The sequence below is a fragment of the Streptomyces inusitatus genome (assembly GCF_014651115.1).
Lineage (GTDB): Bacteria > Actinomycetota > Actinomycetes > Streptomycetales > Streptomycetaceae > Streptomyces > Streptomyces amakusaensis.
Genome location: NZ_BMWG01000006.1, coordinates 170,762 through 184,419 on the forward strand (window position 1 = coordinate 170,762; position 13,658 = coordinate 184,419).

At 70.2% G+C, this 13,658-nt stretch carries 14 protein-coding genes and 1 tRNA gene; 9 read left to right on the forward strand and 6 right to left on the reverse strand.

The features are described from left to right. Nucleotides 1-45: 45 nt before the first annotated feature. Together IE247_RS13360 and IE247_RS13365 are read right to left on the reverse strand one after the other, a co-directional pair. Complete coding sequence (locus IE247_RS13360; RefSeq protein ID WP_190123273.1) at nt 46-558, reverse strand: cupin domain-containing protein; 513 nt, start codon at nt 556-558, stop codon at nt 46-48. Continuing rightward, the gene (locus tag IE247_RS13365; protein WP_190123274.1) at nt 555-2,042 is read right to left on the reverse strand and encodes an MFS transporter; all 1,488 of its coding nucleotides are present in this window, start codon (nt 2,040-2,042) and stop codon (nt 555-557) included. Before IE247_RS13365 ends, IE247_RS13360 begins: the two co-directional genes overlap by 4 nt. A gap of 57 nt (nt 2,043-2,099) precedes the next feature. On the opposite strand from IE247_RS13365, the gene IE247_RS13370 reads away from it, so the two are divergent. After that, nucleotides 2,100-2,978, forward strand: a complete 879-nt coding sequence (locus tag IE247_RS13370; protein ID WP_229869091.1) for a helix-turn-helix transcriptional regulator — start codon at nt 2,100-2,102, stop codon at nt 2,976-2,978. A 77-nt stretch (nt 2,979-3,055) separates the two neighbouring features. Here the strand turns inward: IE247_RS13370 and IE247_RS13375 are convergent, their stop codons facing one another. Continuing rightward, the gene (locus IE247_RS13375; protein ID WP_190123275.1) at nt 3,056-3,754 is read right to left on the reverse strand and encodes an MBL fold metallo-hydrolase; all 699 of its coding nucleotides are present in this window, start codon (nt 3,752-3,754) and stop codon (nt 3,056-3,058) included. 8 nt (nt 3,755-3,762) lie between these two features. Beyond that, nucleotides 3,763-4,722 carry an aldo/keto reductase gene (locus tag IE247_RS13380; RefSeq protein ID WP_190123276.1) on the reverse strand — a complete coding sequence of 320 codons (960 nt, stop codon included), beginning with the start codon at nt 4,720-4,722 and terminating at the stop codon, nt 3,763-3,765. 161 nt (nt 4,723-4,883) lie between these two features. On the opposite strand from IE247_RS13380, the gene IE247_RS13385 reads away from it, so the two are divergent. The 3 genes from IE247_RS13385 to IE247_RS34980 all read left to right on the forward strand — a co-directional run bounded on the left by IE247_RS13385 (nt 4,884) and on the right by IE247_RS34980 (nt 7,121). Beyond that, entirely contained in the window at nt 4,884-5,324 is a 441-nt protein-coding gene (locus tag IE247_RS13385) for a hotdog fold thioesterase (RefSeq protein ID WP_190123277.1), read from the forward strand. A gap of 44 nt (nt 5,325-5,368) precedes the next feature. Beyond that, a complete protein-coding gene (locus IE247_RS13390) occupies nt 5,369-5,848 on the forward strand; it encodes a MarR family winged helix-turn-helix transcriptional regulator (RefSeq protein ID WP_190123278.1) in 480 nt (159 codons plus the stop codon). A 457-nt stretch (nt 5,849-6,305) separates the two neighbouring features. Next, nucleotides 6,306-7,121 carry an AfsR/SARP family transcriptional regulator gene (locus IE247_RS34980; RefSeq protein ID WP_373305551.1) on the forward strand — a complete coding sequence of 272 codons (816 nt, stop codon included), beginning with the start codon at nt 6,306-6,308 and terminating at the stop codon, nt 7,119-7,121. Nucleotides 7,122-7,204: 83 nt separating this feature from the next. On the opposite strand, the gene IE247_RS13400 is transcribed toward IE247_RS34980, so the two are convergent. Beyond that, nucleotides 7,205-8,290, reverse strand: coding sequence for a 3-oxoacyl-[acyl-carrier-protein] synthase III C-terminal domain-containing protein (locus IE247_RS13400; RefSeq protein WP_190123280.1), 1,086 nt, complete (start codon nt 8,288-8,290; stop codon nt 7,205-7,207). Nucleotides 8,291-8,367: 77 nt separating this feature from the next. On the opposite strand from IE247_RS13400, the gene IE247_RS13405 reads away from it, so the two are divergent. Together IE247_RS13405 and IE247_RS13410 are read left to right on the forward strand one after the other, a co-directional pair. Continuing rightward, nucleotides 8,368-9,195: an enoyl-CoA hydratase-related protein gene (locus IE247_RS13405; RefSeq protein ID WP_229869094.1), complete on the forward strand. Its 828-nt coding sequence runs from the start codon at nt 8,368-8,370 to the stop codon at nt 9,193-9,195. 26 nt (nt 9,196-9,221) lie between these two features. Next, nucleotides 9,222-10,199, forward strand: coding sequence for a quinone oxidoreductase family protein (locus tag IE247_RS13410; RefSeq protein WP_190123281.1), 978 nt, complete (start codon nt 9,222-9,224; stop codon nt 10,197-10,199). Nucleotides 10,200-10,491: 292 nt separating this feature from the next. Here IE247_RS13410 and IE247_RS13415 read toward each other — a convergent pair. Beyond that, nucleotides 10,492-10,563, reverse strand: a tRNA-Arg gene (locus tag IE247_RS13415). A gap of 138 nt (nt 10,564-10,701) precedes the next feature. Here IE247_RS13415 and IE247_RS13420 point away from each other — a divergent pair. The 3 genes from IE247_RS13420 (at nt 10,702) to lysA (ending at nt 13,634) form a co-directional block, all read left to right on the forward strand. Continuing rightward, nucleotides 10,702-11,184, forward strand: coding sequence for a response regulator (locus IE247_RS13420; RefSeq protein WP_190123380.1), 483 nt, complete (start codon nt 10,702-10,704; stop codon nt 11,182-11,184). Between the two features lie 88 nt (nt 11,185-11,272). Further along, nucleotides 11,273-12,232: an ArgS-related anticodon-binding protein NrtL gene (gene nrtL, locus IE247_RS13425; RefSeq protein WP_190123282.1), complete on the forward strand. Its 960-nt coding sequence runs from the start codon at nt 11,273-11,275 to the stop codon at nt 12,230-12,232. Nucleotides 12,233-12,242: 10 nt separating this feature from the next. Beyond that, on the forward strand, nt 12,243-13,634 hold the full coding sequence (gene lysA, locus IE247_RS13430) for a diaminopimelate decarboxylase (protein WP_190123283.1): 1,392 nt from the start codon (nt 12,243-12,245) through the stop codon (nt 13,632-13,634). The last annotated feature ends 24 nt before the right edge of the window (nt 13,635-13,658 follow it).

Here is a 13,658-nt window from a genome sequence, read left to right on the forward strand (position 1 = left end):
CCCACCCCCCGCCCCCCGTGCCGCTGGGAAACCGAACCTCGGGGGTCAGTTCGGCAGGTCCGCGCAGCCGGGGTTGGCGGCGGGCGTGGCCACCGGCGCACCCTGCGGCAGCAGGTCGACCACATAGAGGACGAGGGGCTTCTTGCCCTCGTTGATGCCTATGTGGACGTCGGTCGGCTCGGCGGGCTCCACGAGCGCGTCGCCGGCCCGGTACACATGCGGCTTGCAGTCCTTGTCGTAACGGGTGAGCACGCCCGACTTGATGACGGCCACCTGCTCGCCCGCGTGGGTGTGCCAGCCGCCCGTCGCACCCGGCTGGACGGTCAGCTTCCGGTACACGAAGCGCCGGTTGTCGTCGGCCTTGATGGCGAACGGCAGCGAGGTGTCGCCCTCGGAGAGGGTCTTGCTCACCACCGGCGCGGGCGCGGGCTTGGCCCGGCTCTCCTCCGGGGCGGCGGACGTCGTGGTGGCCCCGGTGAGGGTCATCGTGGCGGCGAGGCCGAGCGCGGCCACGAACGCGCCCCGGCGAGCGGTCTTCGGGGAGGTGGTTCGGTTCATCGGGTGGCCTCCTGAGGCACGTTGTTGATCTGCGCGTTCTCGGTGACGGGAGCGGTGGCGCCGACGGGGGCGGCCGGCCTCGGCCGGAGCAGGACCAGGGCGATCACGGCGGCCACGGCCACCACACCGGCGTTGACCACCAGACCGAGCTGTACGCCGTCGAGGGTCTGGGCGGCGCTCGCGACGCCGTCGCCGTCCATCTGAGTGGCGGCGATCGTCGACATCACCGGGGTGCCCACGGTCAGTCCGACCTGCTGGGCGGTGTAGGTGAGACCGGTCGCCATGCCCTGCTCGCCGTCCGCGAGCCCGGAGGTGCCGGTGATCATGTAGCCGACGACCGCGAGGAGATGGCCGAAGCCGACGGCCGCCGTGGCGACCAGCAGCATGGGCATGCCGTCGTCGGCCTTCAGCAGATAGAGCACCCCGGTGCTGACCGCCTGGAGGGCCAGACCGGCGACCAGGGTCATCTGCACACCGAGCTTGCCGACGATCCGGGCGGCGAACACCCCGCCGATCACGGCGGCGACGCCCAGCGCGGCGAAGGAGAAGCCGGTGTCCAGCGGCGACATCCCCCGTACCTGCTGCATGTACAGCGTCAGCAGGAAGACCGCGCCGGTGACCATCGAGAAGGTGACCAGACCGGTCACATTGCCCCAGACCACCGAACGGCGGCGCAGCACCTTCAGATCGATCAGCGGCTGCGCGGTGCGGGACTCGATCAGCAGGAAGAGCAGCAGCAGGGCCACGCCCGCGATCAGCGAGCCGAGGGTGACCGGGCTGCCCCAGCCGTTCCGCTCGGCGGAGGTGATGCCGAAGATCACCGACAGCAGACCGCCGGTGACGGTGATCGCACCGGGGATGTCGAGCCTGGGGGCGTCCGCGCCCCGGCTCTCCTTGATGAGCGCCGGAGCGGCGATCAGGGCCAGGACGCCGATGGGCAGGTTGATGAAGAGGGTGAAACGCCAGTTCGTCAGGTCGGTGATGACACCGCCGAGCACGACGCCGGTGAGGAAGCCCAGCGACAGCAGCGCACCGTTGATGCCGAGCGCGCGATCACGCAGCTTCCCCTCGGGGAAGGACGTGGTCAGCAGCGACATGGCGGCAGGCGTCAGCATCGCGGACGCGAAGCCCTGTCCGGCGCGGGCCGCGAGCAGCATGCCGGGGGAGGTGGCCAGCCCGCCGATCAGCGACGCGACGGTGAACAGCGCCATACCGGCGATGAACAGCTTCCGTCGGCCGAAGAGATCGGCGGTGCGCCCGAAGAGCAGCAGGAAGCCGCCGGACGGCAGCGCGAAGGCGGTCACGATCCATTGCAGATCCTTGATCCCGAACCCGAGATCCTCGCCGATCTCCGGCAGCGAGACACTGAGGATGGAGAAGTCCAGGGCCAGCATGAACTGGGTACCGCAGAGCAGGGTGATGACCAGCCACTGCCGGGTTGAGAAGCGGGCCGAACCCTCGGCCTCGGCGGATTTCGTCGACATGCTGACAGACTCGCGGCTCTATATCGTTTGTGGGGAGCCTCCATTTATCCTGTCACTGTGAAGACCACCCAGGGCATACCGGCACCGGGCGCCCGTCGGCGCGAGGAGTTGCGGGAGTTTCTGCGCACCCGGCGGGCGAGGCTCTCGCCCGAGGAGGTCGGCCTCGCCCCCGGCGGCCGTCGGCGCACCCCCGGCCTGCGGCGCGAGGAGGTCGCGGTGCTCGCGGGCATCGGCACCTCCTGGTACATCCAGCTTGAGCAGGGCCGCAACATCTCCGTGTCGAGCCAGGTGCTGGACGCGGTCTGCGGCGCGCTGCGCCTGCTGCCCCAGGAGCGCGACCACTTGTACCGGCTGGCGGGGATGAACCCGCCGGAGACGGCGCTGCGCGAGGTCCCGGCGGCGGACCGGCTGATCCGGCTGGTGGAGAGCTGGATGCCCAGCCCGGCGCATGTGGTCGACCGGTACTGGAACGTCTCGGTGATGAACCGCGCGGCGCAGTCCGTCTTCGGCTTCACCCCCGACGACCGCAACTGCCTGGTGGCGTTCTTCTGCAGCGAGCACTACCGGGGACGCATCCAGGACTGGGCGGATCTGGCGCGGAGCCTGGTCGCGGAGTTCCGCCGGGACGCGGCGCGCTTCCCGGACGACCCGGGCTTCGACAAGCTCGCCGGGGAACTGCTCGAAACCAGCCCCGAGTTCGCCGAGCTGTGGGCGCTGCACGACGTGGCCGTGCCCATCCGAGGGGTCAAGGCCATCAGCCATCCCCGGGCCGGCCTGCTGACCTTCGAGCACTCCACGCTCCACCTCCCCGACCGGCCCGATGTGCGGCTGATCCTGCACACCGCGCAGCCCGGCACGGGCACCGAGCAGAAGCTCGCGGAGCTGCTCGCCCGGGACGCCAGGCAGGAGCGGATCTCGCTGGTGGAGGCGGGCTGAGACACCGAGGGGACCGCCTGGGCGGTCCCCTCGCTTCTGTGTGTCTTGTTGTGTCGCCGTGCGCCGCGCGCCGTCTGTCAGAGGAAGGCGTGCACCCGCCGTTCGCGGCCGAGTGTGGACGTCCCGCCGTGGCCCGTGCACAGCGCGGTGGTGTCGTCCATCGGGCCGCAGACCCGGGCCAGGGAGTTCCGCAGCCCAAGGGCGTCGCCGCCGGGCCCGTCGGTCCGGCCGAGCGCTCCGGCGAAGAGGGCGTCCCCGGTGAAGAGCACGGATTCGCCCTCGTACGCGCAGTGGAAGACCACCGAGCCGGGGGTGTGACCGCCGACATGGTGGGCGGACACGGTCAGACCGGCCGCCACGACGGGCTCCCCGGGCTCCCTGCCTTCGCCGCGCTCCCTGCCCTCTTCGCCCTCTTCGCTCTCGCCGAACAGGCGTACGTCGGAGGGCTCGGCGCACGGGTGGCCTTCGAGCAGCTCCCCGGGGAAGTTGGCGGGCAGCCCGCGCGCCGGGGCGGCGAGCATGAACCGGTCGTCCGGATGGATGTGGACCGGCACCCCGTAGCGCCGGCTCACCGGCACCGCGTCCCAGGTGTGGTCCATGTGGCCGTGTGTGATCAGCACCGCCTCCGGCTCCAGCCGGTGACGGGTGATCAGCTCATGCAGCCCGTCGGCGGACCGCTGGCCGGGATCGATGATCAGACAGCCGCTGCCGGGACCGGGGGCGATGACATACGCGTTGGTCTCGAACGAACCGGCCGGAAAGCCCAGGACGAGCATGACGGCTCCTAGTAGCGGGTTCCGACCGGGGCGGGCAGTGCGTCGAGCTCGTCCAGCGCGTCCTTCGGCAGTACGAGACCGGCGGCCCCGGCGTTCTCCTCCAGGTAGCGGAGGGTCTTGGTGCCGGGGATGACCGCGACGTTCTCGCCCTGGGCCAGTACCCAGGCCAGCGACACCTGGGGGACGGTGACCCCGAGCCGCTCGGCTATCCGGTGGGCCGGGCCGACGACGGCCTGGTTGGCGGCGATCGCCTCGGGCTGGAAGCGGGGGGTGCGGTGCCGGCCGTCGACCTCCGGGAGATCGCCGGGCGATGAGACCTTCCCGGAGAGGAAGCCCCGGCCCAGCGGCGAGTAGGCGATGAAGGCGATGCCCTGCTCGGCGCAGTGCGCGAACACCCCGTCCTGGAGCGGCTCGCGGCTCCACAGCGACAGCTCGGTCTGGACGCTGGCGACCGGGTGTACGGCCTGGGCGCGGGCGATCTCCGCGACGGAGGCCTCGGAGAGGCCGATCGCACCGGCCTTGCCCTCCTCGACGAACTCCGCCATCGCGCCCCAGGTCTCCTCCACTGGCACCTCCGGGTCGATCCGGTGCAGCTGATACAGATCCACATGGTCGGTGCCCAGGCGGCGCAGGCTCTCCTCCAGCGCCTTCCGCATGTGCTCGGGGCGGCCGTCGCGGTGGCTGGCGAAGGTCTCCGGGTCGTCCACGACGAGCCCGCCCTTGGTCGCCAGTACGACCTCGTCCCGGCGGCCCCGCAGCGCCCGGCCCACCAACTCCTCATTGGTGAAGGGCCCGTACTGGTCGGCAGTGTCGATCAGCACACAACCCAGGTCGATCGCACGGTGGATGACGGACACGGAGATGTCGTCGTCCCGGCCGAGCTGGTCGTACCCCCAGGACATGCCCATACAACCCAGCCCTACGACGCCGAACTCGGCCCCTGAGCCGACCAACGTGGTGGTGCGCATGCGCGGTTCTCACTTTCTGATGGCGTCGTGTAGCAGTACTCTGCCACAAGGCAGTCTACTTGGACTTCCTTGAAGTGGGGCGGCCCGGCGACCCGCGGACCTCGTGGACCCCGAAGGCCCCGAAGATCTGACGATTTGACGACCCGACAGGAGAGAAGGTCATGGCGGAGACTTCCGCGACACTGGGACCGGTGCCGGTCCTGCCCGCTTATGTGGACGAGCAGTTGGTGAACCGGCTGGGCATCGAGATCACCGCCTGCGAACCCGACCTGGTCATGGGCACCATGCCGGTGGCGGGCAACCGCCAGCCGATCGGCATCATGCACGGCGGGGCCAACGCCGCCTTCGCCGAGACTCTCGGCTCGCTCGCCGCCTGGGTGCACGCGGGCCCCGACCGGATCATCGTGGGGCTGGAACTCTCCTGCACCCATCACCGGGCGGTGCGCCGGGGAGTGGTCACCGGCGTCTGCCGGCCACTGCATGTGGGTGGCGGTACGGCCACCTACGAGATCGTCATCAGCGACGAGCAGGGCCGCCGCACCTGCACGGCCCGGCTGACCTGCGCGGTGCCCCCGGCCAGGCGGCGCGCACCGGGTGCCTGAGCCTTTCGCCCGCTGCGAGGTCTGTCATATGGGAGACTACTGACATGGCGGACAGTGCAGCGGGACACGGAGGCGGTACGAACCCGATCACGGCGGGCGTCGCCGCGGGCCGGCTCGGGCATGTGATCAAGCGGGCCGAGCAGGCCCTGATCACCCGGAAGACCCATGTGCTGCGCGAGTTCGGTCTCACCGTGCCGCAGTACGCGGTCCTGCTGCTGCTGACGGCGTCCGACGGAATGTCCGCCGCACAGTTGGCCCGAGAGTGCATGGTGACACCACAGACCATGGCCACCGTGCTCGCCAATCTGGAGCGGGACGGTCTGATCGAGCGCCATCCCTCTCCTCTTCATCAGAAAGTCGTGGTCAATGCGGCCACGCCCGAAGGCCGTGCTGTCCTCGCCGAGGCGGACAAAGTCGCCCGCCGTGTGGAAGGGGCGCTCGGAGCGGCCTTCACTCCGGCCGAGCGCCGACAGTTCGAAGATTTCCTTGAGCGTTCCATCTCCACTCTGGAGACATACTCCTAACGCTTTTCCCGGTCGGCAAGAATTCAGCGCGGATCAAAGACGGCACCGCCTGGAATGGCGTATCACGCAGTCATCCATCAATCTTTCGCGAAGCTTCCCCCTCGACTTGGGCGGCCGACGGATGAAACGTTTCGTCATTGCGAAGGTGAATCGTGTCACCCTTGCTCTTCCGTGTTCTGCCCGAGCCGCTCGGGATCCCTTGACCTCCCCTCCGGATCCCGTCGCGGACCGGGGTAGTTATGGGCTCTACGAGCCATTTCCGACCCTCTGCTTGACCGAGGCTTTGCTTCCGCTTTGAGCGGTGCCGCAGCCGGGCGCGCCCATGGGGATTCCAGGGTCTTCCCGATTGACAATTTATCGTGGTCTGTACCACTACTCTGCTATGCTCGCGGCGCTGACTTGTAGGCAGGCACCCGGCTCATCACGGGGGTCTGCCTTAACCAGGCGGGGGGATCAAATGCAGTTACGTGCTCTTGGCCCACTGGTCGCACTGAACAGCGATCAGAAACCAATTTCTATATCTCCGAAGTGCCGTCAAGTGCTCGGTCTGCTGGTGACACACGCAGATCACGCAGTAGCGAACGGGTGTTTCTTCGAAGAGCTGTGGGACGGTGATCCACCGCGCACAGTAATGACTACTCTACAGACTTATGTAGGGCAAATCCGCAGAGTGATTGCTGAGGCCACGAACCTTCCTTTAACGGATGTGGCAAATGAAATTCTTGTAACCGTGGGCGGCGGTTACATGCTTTTCACCAAGCGAATCACTCTGGATATCACGGAGTATGAACGGCTCGATCGTGCCGGGCGGATGGCCATTCGTGCCGGGGACAACGCCGAGGCGTCGGCCCTGCTCCGGGCGGCACTGGATCTGTGGCGGGGCCCGGCCCTGGTCAATGTGGACAGCAGCAGGCTGCTGTGCGCGCAGATCGCTCGTATGGAGGAGTGCAGGCTCACCACGCAGGAGCACCGGATCTACGCGGAACTCCAGCTCGGAGGTCATCACGACCTGGTGGCCGAGCTGTTCGCGCTGACCGCGGCTCATCCGCTGAACGAGAAGCTCCACGCGCATCTCATGCTCGCGCTCTACCGGTGCGGGCGCAGGGCGGAGGCGCTGTCGGTGCTGCGCGGCCTGCGGGCCCAGCTGGTGATGGAACTGGGCCTGGAGCCCTCGCCGTTCCTCGCCGCGCTGGAACAGTCGATGCTCAGTGGCGATCCCTCGCTGGAACTGCGAGGCAGCGGCGACCGCCGCGGTCAGGCGGTCGCCAGCTGAACGAGGCCGCGCTGTCGGGCATCCGCGGAGGCGGATGCCCGACAGCGTCCGGTCGGCCGGTCAGCCGGCCGGACGCTGTCCGGTCAGCCGGCCGGTTCGGCCTTGCCGACCAGCAGGCACGACCAGGTGAACCCGGCTCCCGCGCTGATCACCAGGGCCCGTTCGCCGGGCTCCAGCATCTTGTCGTGGTGCAGTTCGGCGAGCCCCGCCGCGGCGTCCCCGGCCCCCAGATGCCCGGTTTCCCGGCCGGTGGCCAGAATCTCCGCCGGGGTCAGCTCCGAGATCGCCGGGCGATAGGCCAGATCGATCGTCTTGCGGCCCAGCCTCGGCATCACCGCGTACCGCAACCGCGGGTCGGCGGCGTCGAGCCCCGCGTCGGCCAGACAGGTCCGCACCACCCGGCGCAGCCGCTCGCCGCTCGCCCGGGTGAACGCCTCCATGCCCTCCGCCGCCAGGAACGCCTTCTTCGTGCGGCGCAAGTCCACCCGCGAACTGATGGAGCGGGCGGCGGCGCTGAAAGGATCCCCGCCACGGTGCATACGCTCCAGCGCCGGTGCCGCCACGGTCGCGATCGCGTACAGCGCCAGATCGGCGGAGCCGCCCGCGCCCTCTCCCGTACCGCTTCCCGTACCGCTTCCCGTACCGGTGTCGCGGTCCAGCGGGTGGACCACGAGCGCGGTCGCGCCGTCCCCGTACGCGATGCCGTAGTCGCCGCGCCAGCGGTCGAAACCCGGCTCGGCGAACCGGTCGGCGGTCGTCACCAGGGCCCGGCCGAGAGCGGGCTCCGCCAGCAGCCGGGCGATCGCGGTCTCCACGGCCGCCGCACCGCCGTTGCAGACCTGCTGGATGCCGAGGGGCACGGCGTCGCCCAGGCCGAGCTGATCGGCGATGTAGTGCGGCGCGGACCACAGATCGTGGCCCTGGTAGTGCATCCAGGAGTGCAGGACCAGCCCGGTAGGGCCCTCGCCCGCCGCCTCCAGCGCCGCCCGCCCCGCGAGCACCGCCATCTCCGGCGCGGAGACATCCGCGACGGGGAGCCGGTCATAGCCGAGCTCCTCCGCCGTCTCCTCCTCGATCAGCCCGAGCTCCACCGCCTCGCGCGCGCTCTGGCGCTCCGGAGGGATCCATGTACTCAGTCCCGACAGGCCCATTGGTGCCCGTAGTCGCATAAGGCTCTCCCTCGATCCCCTCGTGCATGTGACAGTATGCTGATACGAGGCAGTGTACTTACATAAGGGGGAATGCTGTGTCGGAACACCTCTCCACGACCTCCGCCCGCCCCGACGCCCGGGGAATCTCGGTCACCGCCCGGGGCGCGGTCCGCGTCATCGCCTTCGCCCGGCCCGAGCGCCGCAACGGCATGGACCTGGCGATGTTCCGGGCGTACTACGACGCCCTCGCCGAAGCCGACGCCGATCCCGCCGTACGCGCCGTGGTGATCACCGGCGAAGGCGGCAGCTTCTGCTCCGGAGCCACCCCCGGGCTGCTCGCCGAACTCACCGGCGCCACCGCCCAGGAGGAACTCCTCGCCGCCCTCGGACACCCGCCGCACCTTCCCCTGACCCTGCGTAAACCCCTCATCGCCGCCATCAACGGCAGCGCCGCCGGTCTCGGCCTGGTCCACGCCCTGTACGCCGACATCCGCTTCATGGCCGAAGGCGCCCAGCTCTCCACCGTCTTCAGCCGCTTCGGCCTGATCGCCGAGTACGGCGCCGCCTGGCTGCTGCCCCGGCTGATCGGCGTCCCCCACGCCCTGGACCTCCTGCTCTCCGCCCGCCCCGTCGACACCGCCGAAGCCCTCCGCATCGGCCTCGTACAGCGGACCGCCCCACGTCAGGAAGTGCTGGCCCAGGCCGTCGAGTACGCCGAACAGCTCGCCGAAGGCTGCTCCCCGGCCTCCCTCGCCGTCATCAGGCACCAGGTCTGGGGCGGTCTGGACACCGACTGCGCGACCGCCGCGGCCGAGTCCGTCACGCTCATGTCCGAATCCTTTCGGCGACCCGACTTCCCCGAGGCGATGACCGCCCTCCGCGAGCGCCGCAAGCCCGCGTTCCGGCCCCTCCCCGCCGACTGACCCGCCCTCTGCAAAGGACACAGACCATGAAGGCAGTACAGGTCAACGAGTACGGCCCGTCCGACGTGCTGACCCATGTCGAACTGGACACCCCCCGGCCCGGCCCCGGCGAGGTCGCCATCGACGTCGAGTACGCGGGCGTCAACTTCGCGGAAGTCATGTTCCGGCGCGGCCAATTCAAGATCGGCGTCCCCCACATACCGGGCCTCGAAGTCTCCGGCACCGTGGCCGCCGTCGGCCCCGGCGTCACCGGCCTGACCATCGGCGGCCGAGTCGCCGCCCTCACCCTCGCCGGCGGCGGATACGCCGAGACCGTCGTCACCCGCGCCGACTGGACCGCCCCCCTCGACGGCCCCGCCACCGACCTCTCCCCGCTGCTCGCCGCCGCCCTCCCCTGCAACGTCCCCGTCGCCATGGGCCTCCTGGAGGACGCCGCCCGCCTCCGCGTCGGCGAGACCGTCCTCGTCACCGCCCCCGCCGGCGGAGTCGGCGCGATCGTCGCCCAGCTCGCCCGCCGCATGGGCGCGAGCGCGGTCTATGGTGTGACCGGCAGCCCCGACAAGACCGACTACGCCCTCGGCCTCGGCTACGACCGGATCTTCACCCCCGACCAGCTCGCCGAAGGCATCCCCGACGCCACCGACGGCCTCGGCGTCGACATCCTCCTCGACTCCATCGGCGGCCCCCTCCGCGCATCCGCCCTCGACCTCCTCGCCCCCCTCGGCCGCTGCGTCATCTTCGGCGACGCCTCCGACCACGACACCCCATTCCCCGGCAACTCCCTCTGGGCCTCCTCCAAATCCATCACCGGCTACAACCTCGGCGCCCTCGCCCACGCCCGCCCCACCCTCATCCGCGACCGCCTCCACCACGCCCTCACCACCACCGCCACCGGCGACCTCCGCGTCGACGTCACCGAACTCCCCCTCACAGAGGCCGCCAAGGCGCACGACATCCTGGAGTCCAGGACGGGCACGGGGAAGTACGTACTGCGCGTGCGCTGAACGCCGCGACCGGTGGCGGCCCGGGGGTCCCCGATCACGGGGATCCCGAGGGGTGCCGAGCGGCTCCCGCATTCCACTCGAAGGCTCCCCACGACTGGGGAACGAAAAGGCCACCACGCCGCGCCCCGGATCACCGAGCGCTCGTCCCGCTGTGGCGCGTACCTCTTCAATCGCGCCGCAGCCTCCGGCCCCACCCGGCTGAACAGCGCCTCTGCCGAGTCGTCGTATACGCGAAAAGACCCTGCTCTCAGCGAAAAGCTGATCACAGGGTCTTCCGGCACTTCCTTCGAAGTGCCCCCGGCAGGATTCGAACCTGCGCACACGGCTCCGGAGGCCGTTGCTCTATCCCCTGAGCTACGGGGGCGCACTGTCTCCGCCGGGCTGGTGCCCTGTGCGGTGACGGGTAGAACACTACCAGCTCGTGGCGGCTGCCCTGAACAGGGATTTCAGGGGTGGGGGAGGGCGGGGAGGAGGTGGGGGGTGTCGCTCGCACGGGGTGGAAGTGGGCAAAACCCGGACGCAGCAGTGGCGGGGGACCTACTCTCGAAATGTGTCAGGCGCGTCCGGCCGTGTGCTCGTTGTCGATGACAACAGGGTCATTCGGCAATTGATCAGGGTCAACCTTGAGCTGGAGGGCTTCGAGGTCGTGACCGCGGCTGATGGTGCCGAGTGCCTGGAAGTGGTTCAGCAGGTGAGGCCCGATGTGATCACGCTGGATGTGGTGATGCCGAGGCTCGACGGGCTGCGGACGGCGGCGAGGCTGCGGGCGGATCCGGTGACGAGTCATCTGCCGGTCGCGATCATCAGTGCGTGTACGGCGTACGAGGTGGAGAGCGGCATGGCGGCGGGGGTGGACGCGTTTTTGGCCAAGCCTTTTGAACCGGCTGTGCTGGTGCGTCTTGTGGGGCAGCTGATGCGCCGGGAGGGGCCGCCGTCGCTGGACGGGAGGCATGGGGCGGGGCGGGCGGGGAGCAGCCGGGGCTGACCGGTCGAAGGTGGACCGAGGGCCGGCCGGGGGCCGGATGAGGAAATGGGTTCGCTGAAGGGGGCCCTTTCTCGCCTACGCTTGTGCCGTGACACCAGCAGAGCTCTCCCGAACCGTGCTGCACGCCGTGTGCCGTGCGGTGGAGGACGGTGTGCTGCCGGCTCCCGCGCCGGAGAGTGTTTCCGTGGCCAGGCCGGGGCCCGGAGGATGCGGGGACTACGCCACGAATATCGCGCTTCGGCTCGCCGGGGCCGCAGGGCGGCCGCCGAGGGCCGTGGCGGAGCTGCTGCGGGAGCGGATGGAGCGGGATCCGGCCATCGCGGCGATTGAGATCACCGGGCCGGGCTTCCTCAACATCACCCTGGGGGAGGGCTCGCAGCAGGCGCTCGTCCGCGAGGTCCTGGAGCGGGGCACACGATACGGACACCTCGCGGAGGCCGGGGAAGACGCGGAAGGCGCGGAAGAAGAAGAGGAAGAGCGCGAAACCCGCGCCCTCCTCTGGCACCGCACCACAGCCCGGCTGCTCCGCACCCAGGGCCTGGACACAACGGTCACAGGCCCCGACCCCGCCCCCGCGCCCCCGTACGACCCGGCGCTCGGGACCGACGCGGTGCGCTGGGCGCTGCTCTCCGTCGCGGCGCACGACCGGCCGCGCGTCGGGAGGCGGCTGCTGCGCCAGCACGAGAGCAACCCTCTCTTCACGGTCCGCTACGCGTACTCCCGCACCCGCGCACTCACCCGGAACGCCGAGCGGCTCGGCTTTGGAGCCGAGCCCGGGGAGTACGTCGACACCCCGCTGGCAGGTCTGATCGCGGACCACCCCGGTGTGCTCGCGTCCGCCGCGCGCCTCGGCGCGCCCGACCGGCTGGCCCGGCATCTGGAAGCCACCGCCGACGCCGTGCTGGGCTTCCAGCACACCGTGCTGCCCCGCGGTGACGAGAAACCCGCGGCCGCCCACCGCTCCCGGCTCGCGCTCGCCGAAGCCGCCGGGACGGTGCTGGCCGGCGGCCTGTCCCTGCTCGGCATCAGCGCACCCGAACATCTGTGAGAGAGACACCATGAGCCGTTCCGCCCACCCCGCCGGGCCCCGCTACGCCGATGTGCTCCCCGAGGGGCACTACTCCGCCCCGCCCGCCGATCTGAACCGCCTCGACGGCAAGGTCTGGGCCAAGACTGTGACCCGGGGCGAGGACGGGGTCGTGAGCGTCGGCGGCCTCGAAGTGACGCGGCTGGCGGAGGAGTTCGGCACCCCGGCCTACTTCCTGGACGAGGCGGACTTCCGGGCCCGCTGCCGCGCCTGGGCCGAGGCCTTCGGCGAGGACGCCGACGTCTTCTACGCGGGCAAGGCCTTCCTCAGCCGGGCCGTGGTCCGCTGGCTCCACGAGGAGGGACTCAACCTCGACGTCTGCTCCGGCGGCGAGCTGACCTGCGCGCTGGACGCCGGGATGCCCCCCGAGAACATCGCCTTCCACGGCAACAACAAGTCCCCCGAGGAGATCGAGCGCGCCGTCCGCGCCGGCGTCGGACGGATCGTGCTCGACTCCTTCCAGGAGATCGTCCGCGTCGCCCACATCGCACGGAGCCTCGGCAGGCGGCAGCGGGTGCTGATCAGAGTCACCGTCGGGGTCGAGGCGCACACCCACGAGTTCATCGCCACCGCCCACGAGGACCAGAAGTTCGGCATCCCGCTCGCCGGCGGGCAGGCCGCCGAGGCCGTCCGCCGGGCGCTGGGCCTCGAAGCGCTGGAGCTCATCGGCATCCACTCCCACATCGGCTCGCAGATCTTCGACACCTCCGGCTTCGAGGTGGCGGCCCACCGCGTCATCGGGCTGCTCAAGGAGATCCGCGACGAGCACGGCGTCGAACTGCCCGAGATCGACCTCGGCGGCGGCCTCGGCATCGCGTACACCCCCGACGACGACCCGCGTGAACCGCGTCACATCGCCAAGGCGCTCAGCGAGATCGTCGTCCGCGAGTGCGAGGCCGCCGGACTGCGCGCCCCGCGCCTCTCCGTCGAGCCCGGCCGGGCCATCGTCGGACCCACCGCCTTCACGCTGTACGAGGTGGGCACGATCAAGCCCCTGGAGGGGCTGCGGACATACGTCAGCGTCGACGGCGGGATGTCCGACAACATCCGCACCGCGCTGTACGACGCCGAATACAGCGTCGCCCTGGTCTCCCGGGCCTCCGACGCGCCCCCGATGCTCTCCCGTGTCGTCGGCAAGCACTGCGAGAGCGGTGACATCGTGGTCAAGGACGCGTTCCTCCCCGCCGACCTCGCACCCGGCGATCTGATCGCCGTGCCCGCGACCGGCGCGTACTGCCGCTCCATGGCCAGCAACTACAACCACGCGCTGAGGCCGCCCGTCGTGGCCGTCGCGGACGGCTCGGCGCGAGTGATCGTCCGGCGTGAGACGGAGGAAGATCTCCTGCGTCTGGACGTCGGTTAATTGAGATAGATGTCTCGCATGCCG